We start from the raw sequence: 19,467 nt of genomic DNA, 5'->3' as shown, positions 1-19,467 counted from the left end.
CAAAAATCCCTGGTATCTATATGGTTTAGCGAAAAAGAAAAACCCCGGAGCAAGCTCCAGGGTTTGAAGTTAAGACAAACGCATCAACAGCAGTGACTTACTTGTCGCCCAACTGTTCTGACATGGTGTTACCCGGGTTTGGCGTACGCGGTTCATCGACCGGACGCGGTGCACGCGGGGTGCCATTGTTGTCAGAATTGTTGGAAGCGCCTGGGTCTTCCCAGCCCGCTGGCGGACGCACTTCGCGACGTGCCATCAGGTCGTCAATCTGCGGAGCATCGATGGTCTCATATTTCATGAGCGCATCTTTCATCGAATGCAGGATGTCCATATTGTCGTTCAGGATCTGACGTGCGCGAGCGTAGTTACGTTCGATCAGCGCTTTCACTTCCTGGTCGATGATACGTGCAGTTTCATCGGACATATGTTTGGCTTTCGCGACGGAACGGCCCAGGAATACTTCACCCTCTTCCTCTGCATACAGCAGCGGACCGAGTTTGTCGGAGAAGCCCCACTGAGTCACCATGTTACGCGCCAGGTTTGTCGCCACTTTAATATCGTTGGACGCACCGGTCGAAACATGTTCCACACCGTAGATAATCTCTTCCGCCAGACGACCACCGTACAGGGTCGAAATCTGGCTTTCCAGCTTCTGACGGCTGGCGCTGATTGCATCGCCTTCCGGCAGGAAGAACGTCACGCCCAGCGCACGACCGCGCGGAATAATCGTCACTTTATGCACCGGATCGTGTTCCGGTACCAGGCGACCAATAATCGCATGGCCTGCTTCGTGATATGCCGTGGACTCTTTCTGCGCTTCCGTCATCACCATGGAGCGACGTTCCGCACCCATCATGATTTTGTCTTTCGCTTTTTCGAACTCGACCATGGACACGACGCGCTTGTTGCCGCGAGCAGCAAACAGCGCCGCTTCGTTGACCAGGTTCGCCAGGTCCGCACCGGAGAAGCCCGGGGTACCACGCGCGATAATTGCCGCGTCGATATCAGGTGCCAGCGGTACGCGACGCATGTGAACTTTCAGAATCTGTTCACGGCCGCGAACATCCGGCAGACCGACCACAACCTGACGGTCGAAACGACCTGGACGCAGAAGCGCAGGGTCAAGAACGTCCGGACGGTTAGTTGCCGCGATAACGATGATACCTTCGTTACCTTCAAAGCCGTCCATCTCAACCAGCATCTGGTTCAGCGTCTGTTCACGTTCATCGTGACCGCCGCCCAGGCCTGCGCCACGCTGGCGGCCTACGGCATCGATTTCATCGATGAAGATAATGCACGGTGCTGCTTTCTTGGCCTGCTCGAACATGTCACGCACACGAGATGCACCGACACCCACGAACATTTCAACGAAGTCAGAACCTGAAATAGTAAAGAACGGCACCTTCGCTTCGCCTGCGATGGCTTTCGCCAGCAGGGTTTTACCGGTACCCGGAGGGCCAACCATAAGCACGCCTTTCGGGATCTTACCGCCCAGCTTCTGGAAACGGCTCGGCTCGCGCAGGTATTCAACCAGCTCGCCCACCTCTTCTTTCGCTTCGTCACAACCTGCAACGTCGGCAAAGGTGGTCTTGATCTGGTCTTCCGTTAGCATACGCGCCTTGCTCTTACCGAACGACATGGCACCTTTGCCACCGCCGCCCTGCATCTGACGCATAAAGAAGATCCAGACGCCAATAAGAAGCAGCATCGGGAACCAGGAGATGAAGATAGAAGCCAGCAGGCTTGGTTCTTCTGGCGGCTCACCAACCACTTTGACGTTTTTAGTCAGAAGGTTATCAAGCAGCTTAGGATCGTTCACCGGGATGTAGGTCGTGTAACGGTTACTATCTTTCTTGGTAACGTTGATCTCACGTCCGTTGATACGCGCTTCGCGAACCTGGTCCTGATTGACCTCCTGCAGGAAGGTAGAATAATCCACCTTGCGGCCATTCGACTCGCTGGGCCCAAAGCTCTGGAATACTGACATCAGCACAACGGCAATGACCAGCCAGAGTATTAGGTTTTTCGCCATGTCACTCAAGGGATTAACCTCATATTACAACTGTGTTAAAAACAGCGTCAGGATACTCTATATCCAGTGTCATTCAAACTTTCGTTTGAAATCCACCGGTTATCATTTTCGCCCGGTCGCTACAATATACACTTCTCGAGAACGAGCCCGGGAAGAGTCCGGCTTACGAACTTTGACCTTCGCAAACAGGGAGCGAATTTCCTTAAGATACTCCTCGAAACCTTCGCCCTGAAACACCTTCACAACAAAACTACCACCAGGCGCTAGTACATCACGACTCATTTCTAACGCTAGCTCCACCAGATACATGGCGCGGGGGATATCCACCGCCGGTGTTCCACACATATTTGGTGCCATATCAGACATGACAACCTGGACCTTACTGTCACCTACACGATCAAGTAACGCTTTCAGTACTAATTCATCACGAAAGTCGCCCTGAAGGAAGTCCACACCAACGATAGGATCCATTGGTAAAAGATCGCATGCGATGATTCGGCCCGTTCCGCCGATTTGCGTAACCGCATACTGAGACCATCCGCCAGGTGCTGCACCGAGATCGACAACCGTCATTCCCGGCTTAAAAAGTTTGTCACTTTGCTGTATTTCATCAAGTTTAAACCAGGCGCGGGAACGCAACCCCTTTTTCTGCGCCTGTTGAACATATTTATCGCTAAAGTGTTCCTGTAGCCAGCGGCTTGAGCTGGCAGAACGCTTTTTACCTGTCATTTAACATTTCCGTCCTGGTTCATCGTTGCTTGCCTGTGACGTAAATTTCTACGCAGCTATTTGGCGATATTAGGGAGATGGCGGTAGAATGAACCGTTTTCAATCCCAACGTAAGCAAAAATATACGATGAATCTGAGTACTAAACAAAAACAGCACCTTAAAGGTCTGGCACATCCGCTCAAGCCGGTAGTTATGCTTGGCAACAATGGTTTGACCGAAGGGGTGCTTGCCGAGATTGAACAAGCGCTGGAACACCACGAGCTGATCAAGGTGAAAATCGCCTCTGAAGACAGAGACACTAAAAACCTGATCGTGGAAGCCATCGTGCGCGAAACCGGCGCCTGTAATGTACAGGTCATCGGTAAAACGCTGGTGCTCTATCGCCCATCTAAAGAGCGTAAAATCTCGCTGCCACGCTAAGGATATCCTGAATCGAACACATTTTCTGTGTAAAACGAGGGATTTCTGTCAGCAGGTGAGCAAAATGCCACGCTACTTAAGTTGATAAAAGGCCGCTATGCGGCCTTTTTCTTATCTTTACAATGTATCAACATCTTATCGGAGATGCGAATTACAGGTATTCAACCTTAATAATTTCGTATTCCACTTCACCACCCGGAGTGCGGATGACGACAACATCGTCCTGCTCTTTGCCAATCAGACCGCGCGCAATCGGCGAGTTTACCGAGATGAGGTTCTGCTTAAAGTCAGCTTCGTCATCCCCAACGATGCGGTATTTCTGCTCTTCGTCGTTGTCCAGGTTCAGCACGGTAACGGTAGCGCCGAAAATCACGCGACCATTGTTTGGCATTTTGGTGATATCGATAACCTGCGCATTAGACAGCTTCGCTTCGATATCTTTAATACGGCCTTCGCAAAAGCCCTGCTGCTCACGCGCGGCGTGGTATTCAGCATTTTCTTTCAGGTCGCCGTGCTCACGCGCATCCGCGATAGCGGCAATGATTTCAGGGCGACGTACGGATTTAAGGAAATCCAGCTCTTCGCGCAGTTTTTCTGCGCCACGTAAGGTCATCGGAATAGCTTGCATTTGTTATACCTCTTGAACATTCCTGTTGGGAGCAGCGTCACCTGCTCCGGCCCCTGCGCCCATGTACATCCAACCATGAGCGGGCCAGAAGCAAAAAGAAAACCGACCCGGGAACAAAGTCCCAGGTCAGCAGCAATTTTTCAATTTGATACGCATTTTACCGCGAAGTTCACTATGGGTCATCGTTTACTTTGCAGTGCCATGCACCGTAGTATGACGGTTTGTTTTCGGGTTGTTAGCGCGAGACTATGCGATTTTCCAGATTTATCATCGGATTGACTACCAGTATCACGTTCACCGTTCAGGCCGCGAATGTTGATGAGTACATTAACCAGCTGCCCGCAGGGGCTAACCTTGCGCTGATGGTGCAGAAGGTTGGAGCACAGGCACCCGATATTGACTATCACAGTCAACAGATGGCGCTGCCTGCCAGTACCCAAAAGGTGATCACCGCCCTCGCCGCGCTGCTTCAGCTTGGTCCTGACTTCCGCTTTACCACCACCCTTGAGACCAAAGGTAACATCGACGGTGGCGAGCTGAAAGGCGATCTTATCGCCCGGTTCGGCGGCGACCCAACGTTCAAGCGCCAGGATATTCGCAACATGGTGGCGGTGCTGAAAAAATCTGGTGTGCAAAAGATCGATGGCAACGTACTGATCGACACCTCGATTTTTGCCAGCCATGATAAAGCCCCAGGCTGGCCGTGGAACGACATGACGCAGTGCTTTAGTGCCCCGCCAGCCGCGGCTATCGTTGACCGTAACTGTTTCTCCGTGTCGCTTTACAGCGCACCAAAGCCGAATGATTTAGCCTTTATTCGTGTCGCCTCTTACTACCCGGTCACGATGTTCAGCCAGGTGCGTACGCTGGCAAAAGGATCGCCGGATGCGCAGTACTGTGAGCTTGACGTCGTCCCGGGTGATTTAAACCGCTACACGCTCACCGGCTGCCTGACGCAGCGTGCCGACCCGCTGCCGCTGGCCTTTGCTATTCAGGATGGCGCGGGTTACGCAGGTGCCATTCTTAAAGACGAACTCAAACAGGCCGGAATTACCTATTCTGGCACCCTGCTGCGCCAGACGCAGGTTAATCAGTCGGGTAACGTCATCGCCAGCAAACAGTCCGCGCCGCTGCACGATCTGCTTAGGATTATGCTGAAAAAATCGGACAATATGATCGCGGATACGGTGTTCCGCATGATTGGCCATGCGCGTTTCGGCGTGCCGGGTACCTGGCGTGCGGGGTCTGACGCTGTACGGCAGATCCTGCGCCAGCAGGCGGGGATCGACCTTGGCAATACGATTGCCGTCGATGGTTCAGGGCTGTCACGCCATAACCTGATCTCCCCCGCGACCATGATGCAGGTGCTGCAGTACATTGCACAGCACGACACTGAACTAAACTTTATTACGATGCTGCCGCTTGCCGGGCACGATGGCTCCCTTCAGTACCGCGCCGGGCTTCATGCTGCGGGAGTGGATGGAAAGGTCTCGGCTAAAACAGGCTCGCTGCAGGGCGTGTATAACCTGGCAGGCTTTATCACGACCGCCAGTGGACAACGCATGGCGTTCGTACAGTATCTTTCCGGCTATGCCGTCGAACCAGCAGACCAGCGTAATCGTCGCATTCCTCTGGTGCGCTTCGAAAGCAGGCTATACAAAGACATTTATCAAAATAATTGACGATGACGGTGGCCTGTATAGCGTGCAGGCCACCGCTATACTTCATTTCCGCTCAGCCGTTCCTGCTACTGGCACAATTTTTATTTCAACCAGCCCTATACCTATCTTTCTGACGGGTGAGGTGAAACTTTGCCCTAATATGCTGCCTTCACGGCTTAGTATTGGCTCAGGCGGAGTAAGGGTGATCAAACGTGAGTACATATCCCCCGTGTAATGAAGGGTCACGCGAGTCGGATTTTCCCCGAATTTAGCGTATTGCGTCTGATCTCCGATGGTAATTGCTACCGGAGCATTGATATTTTTGCCATAGGCTTTCGCTTCAATTTCTACATCAAATTTCTGAGGAAAAGGCGATTTATATAACAGCATCACCATAGGAGAAGTAAGCGCATCCGACCAGCGCCCCCAGGGTTCTTGTCGACCAATCCCCATCATGTTTTCGATGAAATCAGGTCTGCCATCCAGACCAAATTTGAAAGTATCAGAGACATAACGAATATCTTCAGGATTCACTTTCAACAGCGCCTGCTCACGCTGATAGCGCGCGGTATTTGTCGGCGTATCATCAGTATTCACTTTGCCGTCATATTTCTTACCATCGATTTTTTTGACTACGATATTTCCACCAGCTCTCCCCTGAGTCACGCACCACGCTTCAGAAAGCACCAGACTGTTCATCCAGACGGTTCCTGGATGGAAACATTTATCTACCCATATAAATTTTTCGCCTTCGGATAAATACGCCAGCGATTGCCTTAATGAGATGTCTCGACTGTCATCATCTATGACAGGCAATACTTGATCCTTTTTGATATCAATGACTATCGGCAAGGGGTAGGTACGGCCGCTGAACGAAAATGTCTTTTCTCGAGTATTAACGGTAAAACGATCGATATGGTTTGGCGTCCCCCAGAGGTTACGTATGCTATCGCCCCATGCGTAAAGCTTATTCTTGAAGTCGGGTACGCTTTCCGCGAGAGATTTTTCGCTGGCGGAACTCCTTCCCAGACCTATTTTTGTTCCCCCACCCAACAGGTCAAGAACGGTCGCACCGTTATCCAGGGTAGTTCTGGGCTGCGCTTTTACACCAGGTTTCACCTGGGGTCCAAGGACGAAAAACAGATCCCGACGCTCGAGTTTGTTCAGATAGTCGACTGAAACCGCCGTGCTAGGCATAGCCAGATGATCTGATGAAAGAACAATAATCGTGTTACGGGCCCAGGGAGAGGATTGGATGCGTTCAACAAACCGGGCAATATCTTCCTGACTGCACAGCACAGCGCTTAACGCTTCAACCGAGCGCCCATCAATCTGGTAATTTTTCTTACTGCAACCGGGTGAAATATAGCCTTTAGGAGGATGCGTATCGACTGTCAGCGTGAACAGTGCGAAACGCTGGCCTGAGGAGGATAATTCGCTGAATTTTTCCCAGGCTTTATCCAGCACCACGTTGTCATAAAGCCCCCAGTTATTTTGCACGTCAAAATTATCCTGCAGGCCGGATTCAGTAAGACCCCATACATGCTTTATGCCGTGAACCTTAAAAAAAGCATCTTTATCAGCGAAGTGCAGGTTGGCGCCTTGATAAAAATACGTCTCATAACCTGATGCGCTGAGTATATCGCCAAGGCAATGACTTTCAGGATAAAAACTACTGGCTGTGTTTTGGCCATTAAACGCCGTGGGTTTAAATAATGGTAGCCCACATTGCGAAGCAACAATACCGGCGATGGTAAAATCGGTGGCTGGCATTTGTAATGTATCGGAAAAATCCATACTTTTTTCACGAAACTTATTCAAATCGGGCAGCAAGTCAGGAAACACGTCATTATTAAAATAAGTGCGTTCCAGACTTTCACCATAGATATAGACCAGATTGAATTTTGGCTTTTCTATCTGACTGATCTCATTAATAAAATACTCATTAAAATCAGATCCATCTATTTTTTCTGCCAGTAATGTATTTCTGCTAATTTGTGAAAATGCTGGTGATATCAGCAATGCAAGGACACTGCAGCACGTCGCTAAAAACGCGTAAGTCCAGCTTTGTTTTTTACCCGAGTCACCATGAAATAAGATTCTATGAATGACAATAATGGTTACAACACAAAACAGAATTGCTAATATTGATGGAAAAATGTAATCATTAATTTCACCGCCTTCCATGGTTGTCGTCAGCGTGTAAAGAACGGACTCGTTGACCCCATCACCGGTAAAGTACTGACACACGACCCAGAAACAATCCAGTAAGACAGAGACAACGGTCAGTACAAAAATGAATACTGAAATGTAAGCATTTTGTTGAGATTTATATCGGTAAACAGCCGTTGCACAGAAAATAAAGCATACAGAAAGCATTAATAAACTAAAAGATTCCATTCTATTACTCGTTAATTACTGGACGCTACTGACAATGACAGTTTATGAAAAAGATTATTAGTATATCTTTTGAGTCAAAGCCTCACTATTCATTTAAAATAAATTAGGATTTTATTAAGATTAAAGGCAGAATGCAGCAAGGCACGAGTCTTCCTTTCTGCCATAATCATGAAATTGAAAGGATAAAAGGCAGAACAAACTGAGATGAAACTCCTGATAGTTGAAGACGATCTGTTATTGCAGGAAGGGCTGGCGCTCGCGCTGGCCAATGAGGGCTATGCGCTCGATTGTGCCGCGACGGCAGCAGAAGCGGACGCCCTGATCCAGAGCGGCGAGTACAGCCTGGTGATCCTTGATTTGGGCCTGCCAGATAAAGACGGTGCCACACTGTTAAGCCAGTGGCGTCGCCGGGGCGTTGAAAACCCGGTGCTGATCCTCACGGCGCGCGATGCCATTGAAGACCGCATTAACGGCCTCGACTCGGGCGCTGATGACTATCTGGTAAAACCCTTTGCGCTGGCAGAGCTTCAGGCCCGCGTGCGGGCGCTTATCCGCCGCTATCAGGGGCACAGCGATAATCTACTGACCGACGGAGACATCACGCTCAATCTGCAAACCCAGCAGGTGCTGCGCCAGTCTCAGCCCGTTGAAGTCACGCCAAAAGAGTTCGCCCTCCTGACCCGCCTGATTATGCGCAGCGGGCAGACGGTGCACCGTGAAACGCTGCAGCAGGACATTTACTCCTGGCAGGACGATCCAGGTTCTAACACCCTTGAAGTTCACATTCATAACCTGCGGCGCAAGCTCGGCAAGGACAGAATTAAAACCGTGCGCGGCGTAGGCTATCGCCTTGAGAGTCAGAAATGAACAGCATGCGTCGGCGATTAATGGTGTTGCTGGCGGTTATCCTGTTATTTTTCCAGTTGATCAGCGTGATTTGGCTGTGGCATGAGAGCCGCGAGCAGATTGGCTTTCTGGTCAGTGAAACCCTGTCGGCGAAAGCGCGTAACAGCCACGTCGAAAAAGAGATCCGCGAGGCCATTGCTTCGCTGCTGGTCCCCTCGCTGGTCATGGTCGGCTTTACCCTTCTGTTTTCGTTCTGGGCAGTGACCTGGATAACCCGACCACTCAATAAGCTGCGCGTCAGCCTCGCCAACCGCTCGGCGGATAATCTCACCCCTCTGCCCATGTATTCTGATATGGAAGAGATTGGTGCGGTCACGACTTCATTAAATCAGCTGCTGGCGCGTCTGGATCACACTATTCAGCAGGAGCGCCTGTTCACCGCTGACGCGGCCCACGAACTGCGAACGCCGCTTGCCGGTATCCGGCTGCATCTGGAGCTGATGGCGCAATCCGGCTCACCTCAGGCGGCCCCGCTGATAAGCCGCATCGACCAGCTCATGCATACCGTAGAACAACTGCTGATGCTGGCCCGCGCCGGGCAGGCGATGGCCAGCGGGCATTACGATACCGTCAACTGGACCACAAACATCATTGCCCCGCTAAGCCTTGAGCATGAAGCCAAAGAGCACAAGGTGATATGGCCCGCTGACAGCGCGCTTACGGTGCAGGGAGACCCTGTCCTGCTGCGCCTGATGCTGAGGAACCTGCTGGAGAATGCCTCCCGCTACAGCCCTGTGGGGACGACCATTGAGGTGAAGCTCACCGAGCGGGACGGGGGAACGCAGGTCAGTGTGATTGATGAGGGGCCGGGCATCGACGAAGCGCATCGCCAGTCAATCACCGAACCGTTCAGACGTCTTGACCAGCGCTACGGTGGAAGCGGCCTGGGGCTGAGCATCGTGCAGCGTATCGTTCAGCTCCACCACGGGCAATTAACGCTGGAGAACGGCCCTCAAGGCGGCTTAATTGCCAGTTGCTGGCTGCCTTCGAGGTTAGGATAAAAAAAAGCCCCTTAACAGGGGCTTCTTGCAGGAATCAATGCTTGTAGATGAACTCGACGCCTTCTTCGTCATCTTCATCCCAGTCATCGTCCCAGTCTTCATCATCTTCTTCCGCTTCCTGCTCTTCGAGCTGCTGGCGGTGGTAGTCATCCCACATGAATTCGACTTTTTCTGGCTGTTTCACTTCTTCAGCCTGAACGATTGGGTTTTCGATGATAAAGTTCATCACATCCCAGCAGAGATCTTTCACGCCAATCTGGCTTGCCGCAGAGATCAGGTAGTATTTATCTTCCCAACCCATCGCTTCAGCAATGGCTTTCGCTTTGGCTTCAGCTTCCGCTTTGTCCATCAGGTCGATCTTGTTAAAGACCAGCCAGCGCGGCTTGCCTGCCAGTTTTTCGCTGTATTTTTCCAGCTCGCCAATAATGATACGGGCGTTATCCACCGGATCGGATTCATCAATAGGGTTAATATCGATGATATGCAGCAGGACACGGCAACGCTCAAGGTGCTTCAGGAAGCGAATCCCCAGACCCGCGCCCTCTGCCGCGCCTTCGATCAGGCCCGGAATATCCGCTACCACGAAGCTCTTTTCGTGGTCCATGCGGACAACGCCCAGGCTTGGTACCAGCGTGGTGAAGGGATAATCTGCCACTTTCGGCTTCGCGGCAGACACGGCACGAATGAAGGTTGATTTACCTGCATTTGGCATACCCAGCATACCCACGTCAGCCAGCAGCATCAGTTCAAGCTGCAGATCGCGCGTGTCACCCGGCGTACCCATGGTTTTCTGACGAGGAGCACGGTTCACGGAGGATTTAAAACGGCTGTTGCCCAGACCGTGCCATCCGCCTTTTGCCACCATCAGGCGCTGACCGTGTTTGGTCATGTCACCCATGGTTTCTCCGGTACCCTGATCGATAACGCGGGTCCCGACAGGCACTTTAATGACCACGTCTTTACCGCGTTTACCGGTACAGTCACGGCTCTGGCCGTTTTGACCACGTTCAGCGCGGAAAGATTTTTCGAAACGGTAGTCGATCAGCGTGTTGAGGTTTTCATCCGCCTCAAGCCACACGTCGCCGCCATCTCCGCCGTCGCCGCCGTCAGGGCCGCCACGTGGAATATATTTTTCACGGCGGAAGCTGACACAACCGTTACCGCCATCACCTGCAACGACCAGAATCGTCGCTTCATCAACAAACTTCATTTTACTTCTCCGTAAATCATTCGCCTGAGCGGGGGATCGTTACAACCGCTTCATTTTTGCGCCAGCGCCCCCAGAGACGATGACCAATGGCGGAATACATCGCGCCCGCAACCACGACAAACGCACCGAGATAGCCCAACAGGTTGAGCATCGGTCTGACGAAAACATCGGGCCAGGCCATTGATAACAAATCTGAAAATAACAGCGTAAACAGCGGAGTCAGCGTGATTAATGCGCTCACCTGCGCTGCCTGCCAGCGCGCCATTGCTTCGGCCAGCGCGCCATAACCGACCAGCGTGTTTAGCCCACAAAAAATGAGACACGCCAGCTGCCAGTCGCTCAGTTGGGTAATCACACCCGGTTTTGCTAACGGCAACAGTGCTATTGTACACAAAGTGTACAACAAAAGGAGGATCTGCTGTGAGGCCAGGCGGCGCAATAACACCTTTTGCGCGACGCCGTAACTCACCCAGACCGTTGCTGCACCCACGCCAAAAATCACACCCCAGGTGTAATCCGTCAGCCGGGTGAAAATCTCAATCAGGCTGGTGTTGAAGAACATCACCAGCCCGCAGAGCAACATACTCGCCCCCACAATCTGCGTCCCGCGCATCTTCTCTTTGAGGATGAAGACGCTGGCGACCATCATGCCCACCGGTGAAAGTTGACCAATCACCTGCGACGCCGTGGGGCTAAGATACTGCAGGGAAGAGCTGAACAGAATGAAGTTCCCGAACAGCCCGCCCGTCGCGATAGCCAGTAATACCAGCCAGCGCGGTTTACGGAAGAGGCGCAGCGGCGGAAGCTTGCCCTTGATCGCCAGAATGGCACCGAGGCCAATACTCGCCATCAAAAAGCGATAAAACACCACCGTCGGCGGCTCCATCACTTCCAGAACCTGCTTCATTGCAATTGGCAATGCACCCCAACACATCGCGGTGGTCAGCGCCAAAAGAATACCAATGCCGGCCTGCTGCTTCATGCCCGTTTTCCCTACAGAAAATTTTCCGGGTTTCCAATGTAAAAAGCCCCGCAACACGTTGCGGGGCTTTAATCCGTTACCGGACCGAGAAAACCTTACTCAGCAACGATGCTGATGTATTTACGGTTGTTCGGGCCTTTAACTTCAAATTTCACTTTACCGTCTGCTTTAGCAAACAGAGTGTGGTCACGACCGCAACCTACGTTGTTGCCAGCGTGGAATTTGGTACCACGTTGACGAACGATGATGCTACCCGCCAGAACGGATTCGCCACCGAAACGCTTAACGCCAAGGCGTTTAGCTTCTGAATCGCGACCGTTACGTGTGGAGCCGCCAGCCTTTTTATGTGCCATTTAAATCTCTCCTCAGGTCTTAGGCGCTGATGCCAGTAATTTTCACATCAGTGAACCACTGACGGTGGCCCTGCTGCTTACGGTAGTGCTTACGACGACGAAACTTAACGATTTTAACTTTCTCGCCACGACCGTGTGCAACAACTTCAGCTTTGATAACGCCGCCATCAACGAAAGGAACGCCGATTTTGACTTCTTCACCGTTTGCGATCATCAGAACTTCAGCGAATTCAACAGATTCGCCAGTTGCGATGTCCAGCTTTTCCAGGCGAACGGTCTGACCTTCGCTTACTCGGTGTTGTTTACCACCACTTTGGAAAACCGCGTACATATAAACTCCGCTTCCGCGCACATCCTCGTATGATTCAGAGTGCGCTATAAATATTCACAATAGGGCGCGAATATTACGCAAAACGCGAGCCTTTGACAAGTGCTACCATCAATAGATGAAGAAAAAAAACACAACACGTACGGTAACGTTTATCTGCGCCGTTTTTTCAGTACAATCAGCGATACTATTGATAAACCGAAACCCTTTGTGAACCCACATCCCGTGGGATAAACAGGATAAAAAGCCCGGCTTTTGCGATGAATTTAGATAAAATCAACGAGTTAACCGCGCAAGATATGGCGGGTGTGAATGCAGCAATCCTGGAACAACTCAACTCTGACGTTCAACTGATCAATCAGTTGGGCTATTACATCGTCAGCGGCGGCGGTAAACGCATTCGCCCGATGATTGCCATTCTGGCCGCAAGAGCCGTTGGCTATCAGGGAAATGCCCATGTGACAATCGCGGCGCTGATCGAGTTTATCCACACCGCCACGCTCCTTCATGATGACGTTGTGGATGAATCTGACATGCGTCGCGGCAAAGCCACGGCTAACGCCGCGTTTGGCAATGCGGCAAGCGTACTGGTGGGTGATTTTATCTATACCCGTGCTTTCCAGATGATGACCAGCCTCGGCTCGCTGAAGGTGCTGGAAGTGATGTCTGAAGCGGTGAACGTGATCGCCGAAGGCGAAGTGCTGCAGCTAATGAACGTCAACGATCCGGACATTACCGAAGAGAGCTACATGCGCGTGATTTACAGCAAGACCGCGCGTCTGTTTGAAGCAGCGGCTCAGTGTTCCGGTATCCTCGGCGGCTGCACCGACGTCCAGGAAAAAGGGCTTCAGGACTATGGCCGCTATCTTGGCACCGCGTTCCAGCTGATTGACGATCTACTGGACTACAGTGCCGATGGCGAGACGCTGGGCAAAAACGTCGGCGACGACCTGAACGAAGGCAAACCGACCCTGCCGCTGCTACACGCCATGCGCAACGGTACACCCGAGCAGGCAAAAATGATCCGTGAAGCGATCGAGCAGGGAAATGGTCGACATCTTCTGGAACCTGTCCTGGAAGCCATGGCGATCAGCGGTTCACTTGAATGGACGCGTCAGCGTGCCGAAGAAGAAGCCGATAAAGCCATTGCAGCACTTCAGGTGATCCCGGACAGCCCATGGCGCGATGCGCTTATTGGCCTTGCCCACATCGCCGTTCAACGCGATCGTTAATCCCCTTCCCCGGGCTCCCTGCCGCCGCGCAGGGAGCTTCCAGTACGTTCTTAAAAACTCCATTTTCACGTTAAATCATCGGTTTACAGGCCGCATGAATAAAGTCATGTCTTATTCTGAATATTGCTTCCAGTAACTCGAACTTTTTAGAACCGCTGTTCGAAGACGGTATAGTAACCCCGTCATTTCAGGAGAAATGGCATGGGTGAACATGAACACAAGGACAGCTTCAATGGATACGAAATTTATCGACTGGCATTCGGCTGATATTATTGCGGCACTTCGCAAAAAAGGGACATCTCTGGCTGCAGAGTCGCGTCGCAACGGGCTCAGTTCTTCCACACTGGCAAACGCACTGACACGACCATGGCCTAAGGGTGAATTGATTATCGCCACCGCGCTGGACACCCAGCCGTGGGTAATCTGGCCGTCACGCTACCACGATCCCGTTACCCATGAGTTTATCGACAGAACGCGCATGATGCGCCAGAAAAAAACGACATGAAGCGCTGTTGAGGTAACACGCGCATTTTGACAGGAACAGCAATCCCCCGACCATCTCTGGCAGGGGGCTGCCGGAACGATTACTCGCCCTTCACACGCTCGATATTAGCACCCAGTGCGCGCAGTTTATCTTCAATACGCTCATAGCCACGATCGATGTGGTAGATACGATCGACAACGGTAGTCCCTTCCGCAATACAACCTGCCAGCACCAGGCTTGCAGACGCACGCAGATCGGTTGCCATCACCTGCGCACCAGACAGTTTTTCAACGCCGTGGCAGATCACCGTATTGCTTTCGATTTCCGCATGCGCGCCCATACGGATCAGTTCCGGTACGTGCATAAAGCGGTTTTCAAAGATGGTCTCGGTAATAAAGCCCGTCCCTTCGGCCACCAGGTTCAGCAGGGTGAACTGCGCCTGCATATCGGTCGGGAAAGCCGGGTGCGGAGCGGTACGCACGTTGACCGCTTTAGGGCGATTGCCGTGCATGTCCAGGCTGATCCAGTCTTCACCAATTTCGATATCGGCGCCCGCATCACGCAGTTTCGCCAGCACGGCGTCCAGAGTATCTGGCTGTGCATTGCGGCAGGTGATTTTCCCGCCGGAAATCGCAGCGGCCACCAGGAAGGTACCGGTTTCGATACGGTCCGGCAGCACGCGGTACACGCCGCCGCCCAGGCGATCTACGCCCTCAATGGTGATGCGATCGGTGCCCTGACCTGAAATTTTCGCGCCCAGCGCCACGAGGAAGTTTGCGGTATCCACAATTTCCGGCTCGCGTGCGGCGTTTTCGATGATGGTGGTACCTTCCGCCAGCGTTGCCGCAGACATAATGGTCACCGTTGCGCCCACGCTCACTTTGTCCATGACGATGTGCGCGCCTTTCAGACGACCGTTCACGGACGCCTTAACGTAACCTTCTTCGAGCTTGATCTCTGCGCCCAGCTTCTCTAAGCCAAAGATGTGCAGATCGACCGGACGCGCGCCAATCGCGCAACCGCCCGGCAGGGAAACCTGTCCCTGACCAAAACGCGCCACCAGCGGACCAAGCGCCCAGATGGAGGCACGCATGGTTTTCACCAGATCATAGGGCGCGGAGAAGTTGTTAACCTGGCTGGCGTCGATCCAGACGGAACCATTGCGCTCCACCTTAGTACCCAGTTGAGCAAGCAACTTCATGGTCGTGTCGATATCTTTCAGCTTCGGTACGTTCTGGATCTCTACCGGCTCTTCGGCGAGCAGCGCCGCAAAGAGGATAGGCAGCGCGGCGTTTTTGGCGCCGGAAATAGTGACTTCGCCCTGGAGACGCGTTGGCCCCTGTACACGAAATTTGTCCATTGTTTGCTCTCTTATAAATTCAACCGTGCTGCGGGCTGTCGCCCTCAGCTTAGAAACCGTTTAGTTTGCGATCGCGTGCCCACTCTTGCGGGGTGAACGCTTTAATCGACAGGGCGTGGATGCGGTTGTCCGCAATGTATTCCATCAGCGGCGCATACACAGCCTGCTGTTTCTTCACACGACTCATACCGTCGAAGATCTCACCCACAGCAATAACCTGGAAGTGACTGCCATCGCCAGAGACGTGGGCTTCCTGAAGGGAGAGTGCATTCATCAGCACAGTCTGGATTTCATTATTTTCCATGGGGTCTTTATCATCTGATTGTGAAAACAAGCCCAACATCTTAGAGCAAAGTGGCGTTGTCTTAAACAAGCAAAAAGCCCCGACGGTGAAACTGTCGGGGCTTTCGGAAGTAACGCACTGAAAATGTTAGCGAGGTAAAACGTCGTCGGGCAAATTGTAGAGCTGCGCAAGGGTCACAACATTGTCGCTCGCGCCAGCAAGCCGGACTTGCGTTCCGTGCTTTTTCCCCACGGCGACAAGATGTGCCAGCATCGCAACACCGGCGGTATCCACGCGGGTGACGCTGTTCAAATCAACCAGCGTCACGCCCTTCATCGCGTCATCGCGCGCGTCCCAAAGCGGGTTGAGCAGGTCCTGGTCCAGCTCACCCTTAAGCTTCAACGTTTCACCTTCACGCGACCAGCTAAGTTGCTGCGTCATTACTTCTTCTCGTCCAGGGAAATTTTCTGACGAGAGATAGACTGAAGCTGTGCAGTCAGGCCATCAATGCCCTTGGTGCGCAGCAGATCACTCCACTCGTTCTGTTTAGTGGTGATCATGCTTACGCCTTCGGCGATCATGTCATAGGCCTGCCAGTTACCGGTCTGGCTGTTTTTACGCCACTGGAAATCCAGGCGAACCGGCGGACGGCCATTGGGATCGATGATAGTGACACGAATAGGTACAATCGTGGCATCACCCAGCGGCTGCTCCGGGGCGATCTGGTACGTCTGGCCGTGGTACATCGCCAGCGCCTGACCATATGCCTGCTTCAGGTATTCACGGAATGCGGCAAAGTAGGCTTCACGCTGCGCAGGGGTAGCATCTTTGTAATAGCGCCCCAGCACCAGCGCACCCGCGTATTTGATCTGCACGTACGGCAGCAGTTCCTGATCGACAACATCGCGAAGATAGTCAGGGTTGGCGCGAATTTTTGGCTGTTCGTTTTTAAGACGATCGAAGGTTTTCTTCGCGGCCTCATCCATCAGTTTGTACGGGTTGCTCTGATCCGCCGCGTGGGCTGCGGTAAGAGGGGCGATGACCAGCATGGCAACCATTAATAGTCGTTTAAACATGAATGACTTCTCCTGATATTAATTCGCTGCACCAGGCGTCGGTGCGACATTGGTAGGGTCCTCACTCTGCGCAGGGGCAGCGTCAGATTTTTTATCATCCCCTTTACTGTTGTAAAGGAATTGACCAATCATATCCTCCAGCACCATGGCGGATTTCGTATCCTGAATCACGCTGCCGTCTTTAAGGATAGTCGTTCCCAGCTCGGGATCTTCGAAACCAACGTTAAGTGCCAGATATTGTTCACCCAGCAGCCCCGAGGTACGAATGGAAAGCGAACTGGTATCGGGAATGTGGTTGTAACGCTCTTCGATATCCATCGCGACGCGCGGCAGATAGGTTTTCTCGTCAAGCGTGATATCCGCCACGCGGCCAATCACCACGCCACCGATGCGGATCGGTGAACGCGCTTTCAGGCCGCCGATGTTATCGAAGGTGGCATAAACACGGTAAGTCGGTTCAGTCCGGATAGAGGTGATATCCGCCGCTCGCAGGCAGATGAAGAGTGCTGCCAGAAGCGCCAGAAGCAGAAATACGCCGACCCAAATTTCATTTTTTCTCGTTTGCATGAACTCAATTCCCAAACATCAGTGCGGTGAGCACAAAATCCAGACCCAGTACGGCCAGCGACGAATGAACGACAGTACGTGTTGTCGCGCGGCTAATGCCCGCCGACGTAGGGATTGCGTCGTAACCATTGAACAACGCAATCCAGGTAACCGTAACGGCAAATACCAGGCTCTTAATCAGGCAGTTGATCAGATCCATCCGCAGGTCAATGGCGTCCTGCATCGCGGACCAGAAGAACCCGGCGTCGATCCCTTTCCAGTGCACGCCGACCAGCGAACCGCCCCAAATCCCGACGGCGACAAAAAGAATAGTCAGCAGCGGTAACGAAATGACTCCCGCCCAGAAGCGGGGAGAGATCACGCGGCGCAGCGGATCGACCGCCATCATCTCCATGCTGGAGAGCTGCTCGGTGGCGCGCATCAGGCCAATTTCGGCGGTTAATGCCGAGCCGGCACGTCCGGCAAACAGCAACGCGGCCACCACCGGCCCGAGCTCACGCAGCAGGGACAGGGCCACCAGCATCCCGAGGCTCGTTTCTGCACTGTAGGTCGTCAACACCAGGTAACCCTGCAGCCCAAGCACCATGCCGATAAACAGACCGGAAACGATGATGATAACCATCGACAGTACGCCGACGTTATAGAGCTGCCGCACCAGTAGCGGCGCATGCTTGCGGAATTCCGGTTTGCCGACCAGCGCGTTGAATAACATCAATCCGGCACGCCCGAACGTCCTGATGGTTTTTATGCCACGGTGTCCAAGAGCGGCCAACGCATTTAACAGCATGAGTGGCTTAACTCCCTATTCCCAGTAAATCGTCACGATAATCACCTGCCGGATAGTGGAACGGGACAGGCCCGTCCGCAATACCGTCGAGGAACTGCCGCACGCGCGGATCGCAATTTTCCTGCAGCGCCTGAGCGCTGCCGTGCGCGACGATCCTTTTGTCTGCCACTATGTAGGCGTAATCAGCAATGCTCAGCACTTCCGGCACGTCGTGTGACACCACGATGCAGGTTACACCGAGCGCGCTGTTTAACTCAGAAATTAACTTCACCAGCACGCCCATGGTAATGGGGTCCTGTCCGACAAACGGCTCGTCGAACATGATTAAATCAGGCTCTAAGGCGATAGCGCGCGCTAATGCGGCACGGCGGGCCATCCCACCAGACAGCTCCGACGGCATTAATTTGGCGGCTCCGCGAAGCCCAACGGCCTCAAGCTTCATCATCACCGTGCTTTTCAGCAACTCAGGCGGCAGGCTCGTATGCTCACGCAGCGGGTAGGCTACGTTATCAAAGACGTTCATATCGGTGAACAGCGCCCCGGACTGAAAAAGCATGCTCATCCGTTTGCGGACAGTATACAAACGCGAACGTGACATCGCCGGGACGTTTTCACCGTCGAAGAGGATTTCGCCGCCGTCAGGTGGAATTTGCCCACCGATCAACCGCAGCAGCGTCGTTTTACCGATCCCGGATGGCCCCATGATGGCAGTGATCTTGCCACGCGGGACGGTCAGGGAAATATCTTCAAATATCAATCGGTTGCCGCGAGAGAAACTGACGCCACGGACATCGACTAAATTCGCCATCGTTTGGCTCATTTATGGTTCCTTTCTTACCGTGCTTCACGTTTGCATGAAGCCTAAATCAGCCCTAAACCCCACATTTTTACAGAATATTAGCCGTGGAGGTTAGCGAAAGCTGGCATTTGTTTTACTTTTCCGGCGCATAAAGTCAAAATTAGGAATTCGTTACGCCTCAGACTGTATGCAGCGCCCACAATAATTTTTGCGCGGTGGACCGGTGAG

Annotated in this window: 21 protein-coding genes; 6 read left to right on the top strand and 15 right to left on the bottom strand. The window is 52.7% G+C overall.

Annotated elements, in window-relative coordinates; translation table 11 throughout:
• Positions 1–97 precede the first annotated feature (97 nt).
• Positions 98–2,032, bottom strand: coding sequence for an ATP-dependent zinc metalloprotease FtsH (gene ftsH, locus I6L58_RS15565; protein ID WP_006178765.1), 1,935 nt, complete (start codon positions 2,030–2,032; stop codon positions 98–100).
• A gap of 102 nt (positions 2,033–2,134) precedes the next feature.
• A complete protein-coding gene (gene rlmE / locus I6L58_RS15560; RefSeq protein ID WP_006178766.1) occupies positions 2,135–2,761 on the bottom strand; it encodes a 23S rRNA (uridine(2552)-2'-O)-methyltransferase RlmE in 627 nt (208 codons plus the stop codon).
• Positions 2,762–2,888: 127 nt separating this feature from the next.
• Between rlmE and yhbY the strand changes: the two genes are divergently transcribed.
• A complete protein-coding gene (gene yhbY / locus I6L58_RS15555) occupies positions 2,889–3,182 on the top strand; it encodes a ribosome assembly RNA-binding protein YhbY (RefSeq protein ID WP_003861814.1) in 294 nt (97 codons plus the stop codon).
• Positions 3,183–3,333: 151 nt separating this feature from the next.
• Here the strand turns inward: yhbY and greA are convergent, their stop codons facing one another.
• Positions 3,334–3,810: a transcription elongation factor GreA gene (gene greA, locus I6L58_RS15550; RefSeq protein ID WP_006178768.1), complete on the bottom strand. Its 477-nt coding sequence runs from the start codon at positions 3,808–3,810 to the stop codon at positions 3,334–3,336.
• A 248-nt stretch (positions 3,811–4,058) separates the two neighbouring features.
• Here greA and dacB point away from each other — a divergent pair, with 248 nt between their 5' ends.
• Positions 4,059–5,492, top strand: coding sequence for a serine-type D-Ala-D-Ala carboxypeptidase (dacB, locus tag I6L58_RS15545; RefSeq protein ID WP_088208455.1), 1,434 nt, complete (start codon positions 4,059–4,061; stop codon positions 5,490–5,492).
• A gap of 42 nt (positions 5,493–5,534) precedes the next feature.
• Here the strand turns inward: dacB and opgB are convergent, their stop codons facing one another.
• Positions 5,535–7,871, bottom strand: coding sequence for a phosphatidylglycerol--membrane-oligosaccharide glycerophosphotransferase (gene opgB / locus I6L58_RS15540; protein WP_088208454.1), 2,337 nt, complete (start codon positions 7,869–7,871; stop codon positions 5,535–5,537).
• A 204-nt stretch (positions 7,872–8,075) separates the two neighbouring features.
• On the opposite strand from opgB, the gene pmrA reads away from it, so the two are divergent.
• On the top strand, positions 8,076–8,738 hold the full coding sequence (pmrA, locus tag I6L58_RS15535; protein WP_006178770.1) for a two-component system response regulator PmrA: 663 nt from the start codon (positions 8,076–8,078) through the stop codon (positions 8,736–8,738).
• Complete coding sequence (gene pmrB / locus I6L58_RS15530) at positions 8,735–9,778, top strand: two-component system sensor histidine kinase PmrB (protein WP_088208453.1); 1,044 nt, start codon at positions 8,735–8,737, stop codon at positions 9,776–9,778. The genes pmrA and pmrB overlap by 4 nt, the downstream gene beginning before the upstream one ends.
• Before the next feature lie 34 nt (positions 9,779–9,812).
• Here the strand turns inward: pmrB and cgtA are convergent, their stop codons facing one another.
• From cgtA to rplU, 4 genes are all read right to left on the bottom strand, one after another.
• Positions 9,813–10,988 (bottom strand): Obg family GTPase CgtA, encoded by a 1,176-nt coding sequence (cgtA, locus tag I6L58_RS15525; RefSeq protein ID WP_006178772.1) that lies wholly within the window; start codon positions 10,986–10,988, stop codon positions 9,813–9,815.
• Positions 10,989–11,004: 16 nt separating this feature from the next.
• The gene (locus tag I6L58_RS15520; RefSeq protein ID WP_006178773.1) at positions 11,005–11,970 is read right to left on the bottom strand and encodes a DMT family transporter; all 966 of its coding nucleotides are present in this window, start codon (positions 11,968–11,970) and stop codon (positions 11,005–11,007) included.
• Between the two features lie 95 nt (positions 11,971–12,065).
• The gene (gene rpmA / locus I6L58_RS15515; RefSeq protein ID WP_004385076.1) at positions 12,066–12,323 is read right to left on the bottom strand and encodes a 50S ribosomal protein L27; all 258 of its coding nucleotides are present in this window, start codon (positions 12,321–12,323) and stop codon (positions 12,066–12,068) included.
• Positions 12,324–12,342: 19 nt separating this feature from the next.
• Complete coding sequence (gene rplU, locus I6L58_RS15510; RefSeq protein ID WP_003025032.1) at positions 12,343–12,654, bottom strand: 50S ribosomal protein L21; 312 nt, start codon at positions 12,652–12,654, stop codon at positions 12,343–12,345.
• Positions 12,655–12,911: 257 nt separating this feature from the next.
• On the opposite strand from rplU, the gene ispB reads away from it, so the two are divergent.
• Both ispB and sfsB read left to right on the top strand, forming a co-directional pair.
• Entirely contained in the window at positions 12,912–13,883 is a 972-nt protein-coding gene (gene ispB / locus I6L58_RS15505) for an octaprenyl diphosphate synthase (RefSeq protein WP_006178774.1), read from the top strand.
• Between the two features lie 232 nt (positions 13,884–14,115).
• Positions 14,116–14,388 carry a DNA-binding transcriptional regulator SfsB gene (gene sfsB, locus I6L58_RS15500; RefSeq protein ID WP_042322106.1) on the top strand — a complete coding sequence of 91 codons (273 nt, stop codon included), beginning with the start codon at positions 14,116–14,118 and terminating at the stop codon, positions 14,386–14,388.
• A gap of 79 nt (positions 14,389–14,467) precedes the next feature.
• Here the strand turns inward: sfsB and murA are convergent, their stop codons facing one another.
• The 7 genes from murA to mlaF all read right to left on the bottom strand — a co-directional run bounded on the left by murA (position 14,468) and on the right by mlaF (position 19,260).
• Positions 14,468–15,727: a UDP-N-acetylglucosamine 1-carboxyvinyltransferase gene (gene murA, locus I6L58_RS15495; protein ID WP_088208452.1), complete on the bottom strand. Its 1,260-nt coding sequence runs from the start codon at positions 15,725–15,727 to the stop codon at positions 14,468–14,470.
• 49 nt (positions 15,728–15,776) lie between these two features.
• Positions 15,777–16,031, bottom strand: coding sequence for a BolA family iron metabolism protein IbaG (gene ibaG / locus I6L58_RS15490; RefSeq protein ID WP_042322109.1), 255 nt, complete (start codon positions 16,029–16,031; stop codon positions 15,777–15,779).
• 126 nt (positions 16,032–16,157) lie between these two features.
• On the bottom strand, positions 16,158–16,451 hold the full coding sequence (gene mlaB / locus I6L58_RS15485) for a lipid asymmetry maintenance protein MlaB (protein ID WP_088208451.1): 294 nt from the start codon (positions 16,449–16,451) through the stop codon (positions 16,158–16,160).
• Complete coding sequence (mlaC, locus tag I6L58_RS15480; RefSeq protein ID WP_006178779.1) at positions 16,451–17,086, bottom strand: phospholipid-binding protein MlaC; 636 nt, start codon at positions 17,084–17,086, stop codon at positions 16,451–16,453. Before mlaC ends, mlaB begins: the two co-directional genes overlap by 1 nt.
• An 18-nt stretch (positions 17,087–17,104) precedes the next feature.
• The gene (gene mlaD, locus I6L58_RS15475; RefSeq protein WP_006178780.1) at positions 17,105–17,653 is read right to left on the bottom strand and encodes an outer membrane lipid asymmetry maintenance protein MlaD; all 549 of its coding nucleotides are present in this window, start codon (positions 17,651–17,653) and stop codon (positions 17,105–17,107) included.
• Between the two features lie 4 nt (positions 17,654–17,657).
• A complete protein-coding gene (gene mlaE, locus I6L58_RS15470) occupies positions 17,658–18,440 on the bottom strand; it encodes a lipid asymmetry maintenance ABC transporter permease subunit MlaE (protein ID WP_006178781.1) in 783 nt (260 codons plus the stop codon).
• Positions 18,441–18,447: 7 nt separating this feature from the next.
• On the bottom strand, positions 18,448–19,260 hold the full coding sequence (gene mlaF / locus I6L58_RS15465; RefSeq protein ID WP_006178782.1) for a phospholipid ABC transporter ATP-binding protein MlaF: 813 nt from the start codon (positions 19,258–19,260) through the stop codon (positions 18,448–18,450).
• Positions 19,261–19,467 lie beyond the last annotated feature (207 nt).

It is taken from the genome of Enterobacter cancerogenus (assembly GCF_019047785.1).
GTDB lineage: Bacteria > Pseudomonadota > Gammaproteobacteria > Enterobacterales > Enterobacteriaceae > Enterobacter > Enterobacter cancerogenus.
The sequence above is the reverse complement of the archived record's forward strand: the minus strand, read 5'-3'. Positions and strand labels throughout refer to the sequence as shown.

What these genes read in the sequence shown, in the direction of transcription:
- ftsH (WP_006178765.1), bottom strand. Translation starts at nt 2,032, where the DNA reads ATGGCGAAAAACCTAATACTCTGGCTGGTCATTGCCGTTGTGCTGATG.
- rlmE (WP_006178766.1), bottom strand. Translation starts at nt 2,761, where the DNA reads ATGACAGGTAAAAAGCGTTCTGCCAGCTCAAGCCGCTGGCTACAGGAA.
- yhbY (WP_003861814.1), top strand. Translation starts at nt 2,889, where the DNA reads ATGAATCTGAGTACTAAACAAAAACAGCACCTTAAAGGTCTGGCACAT.
- greA (WP_006178768.1), bottom strand. Translation starts at nt 3,810, where the DNA reads ATGCAAGCTATTCCGATGACCTTACGTGGCGCAGAAAAACTGCGCGAA.
- dacB (WP_088208455.1), top strand. Translation starts at nt 4,059, where the DNA reads ATGCGATTTTCCAGATTTATCATCGGATTGACTACCAGTATCACGTTC.
- opgB (WP_088208454.1), bottom strand. Translation starts at nt 7,871, where the DNA reads ATGGAATCTTTTAGTTTATTAATGCTTTCTGTATGCTTTATTTTCTGT.
- pmrA (WP_006178770.1), top strand. Translation starts at nt 8,076, where the DNA reads ATGAAACTCCTGATAGTTGAAGACGATCTGTTATTGCAGGAAGGGCTG.
- pmrB (WP_088208453.1), top strand. Translation starts at nt 8,735, where the DNA reads ATGAACAGCATGCGTCGGCGATTAATGGTGTTGCTGGCGGTTATCCTG.
- cgtA (WP_006178772.1), bottom strand. Translation starts at nt 10,988, where the DNA reads ATGAAGTTTGTTGATGAAGCGACGATTCTGGTCGTTGCAGGTGATGGC.
- I6L58_RS15520 (WP_006178773.1), bottom strand. Translation starts at nt 11,970, where the DNA reads ATGAAGCAGCAGGCCGGCATTGGTATTCTTTTGGCGCTGACCACCGCG.
- rpmA (WP_004385076.1), bottom strand. Translation starts at nt 12,323, where the DNA reads ATGGCACATAAAAAGGCTGGCGGCTCCACACGTAACGGTCGCGATTCA.
- rplU (WP_003025032.1), bottom strand. Translation starts at nt 12,654, where the DNA reads ATGTACGCGGTTTTCCAAAGTGGTGGTAAACAACACCGAGTAAGCGAA.
- ispB (WP_006178774.1), top strand. Translation starts at nt 12,912, where the DNA reads ATGAATTTAGATAAAATCAACGAGTTAACCGCGCAAGATATGGCGGGT.
- sfsB (WP_042322106.1), top strand. Translation starts at nt 14,116, where the DNA reads ATGGATACGAAATTTATCGACTGGCATTCGGCTGATATTATTGCGGCA.
- murA (WP_088208452.1), bottom strand. Translation starts at nt 15,727, where the DNA reads ATGGACAAATTTCGTGTACAGGGGCCAACGCGTCTCCAGGGCGAAGTC.
- ibaG (WP_042322109.1), bottom strand. Translation starts at nt 16,031, where the DNA reads ATGGAAAATAATGAAATCCAGACTGTGCTGATGAATGCACTCTCCCTT.
- mlaB (WP_088208451.1), bottom strand. Translation starts at nt 16,451, where the DNA reads ATGACGCAGCAACTTAGCTGGTCGCGTGAAGGTGAAACGTTGAAGCTT.
- mlaC (WP_006178779.1), bottom strand. Translation starts at nt 17,086, where the DNA reads ATGTTTAAACGACTATTAATGGTTGCCATGCTGGTCATCGCCCCTCTT.
- mlaD (WP_006178780.1), bottom strand. Translation starts at nt 17,653, where the DNA reads ATGCAAACGAGAAAAAATGAAATTTGGGTCGGCGTATTTCTGCTTCTG.
- mlaE (WP_006178781.1), bottom strand. Translation starts at nt 18,440, where the DNA reads ATGCTGTTAAATGCGTTGGCCGCTCTTGGACACCGTGGCATAAAAACC.
- mlaF (WP_006178782.1), bottom strand. Translation starts at nt 19,260, where the DNA reads ATGAGCCAAACGATGGCGAATTTAGTCGATGTCCGTGGCGTCAGTTTC.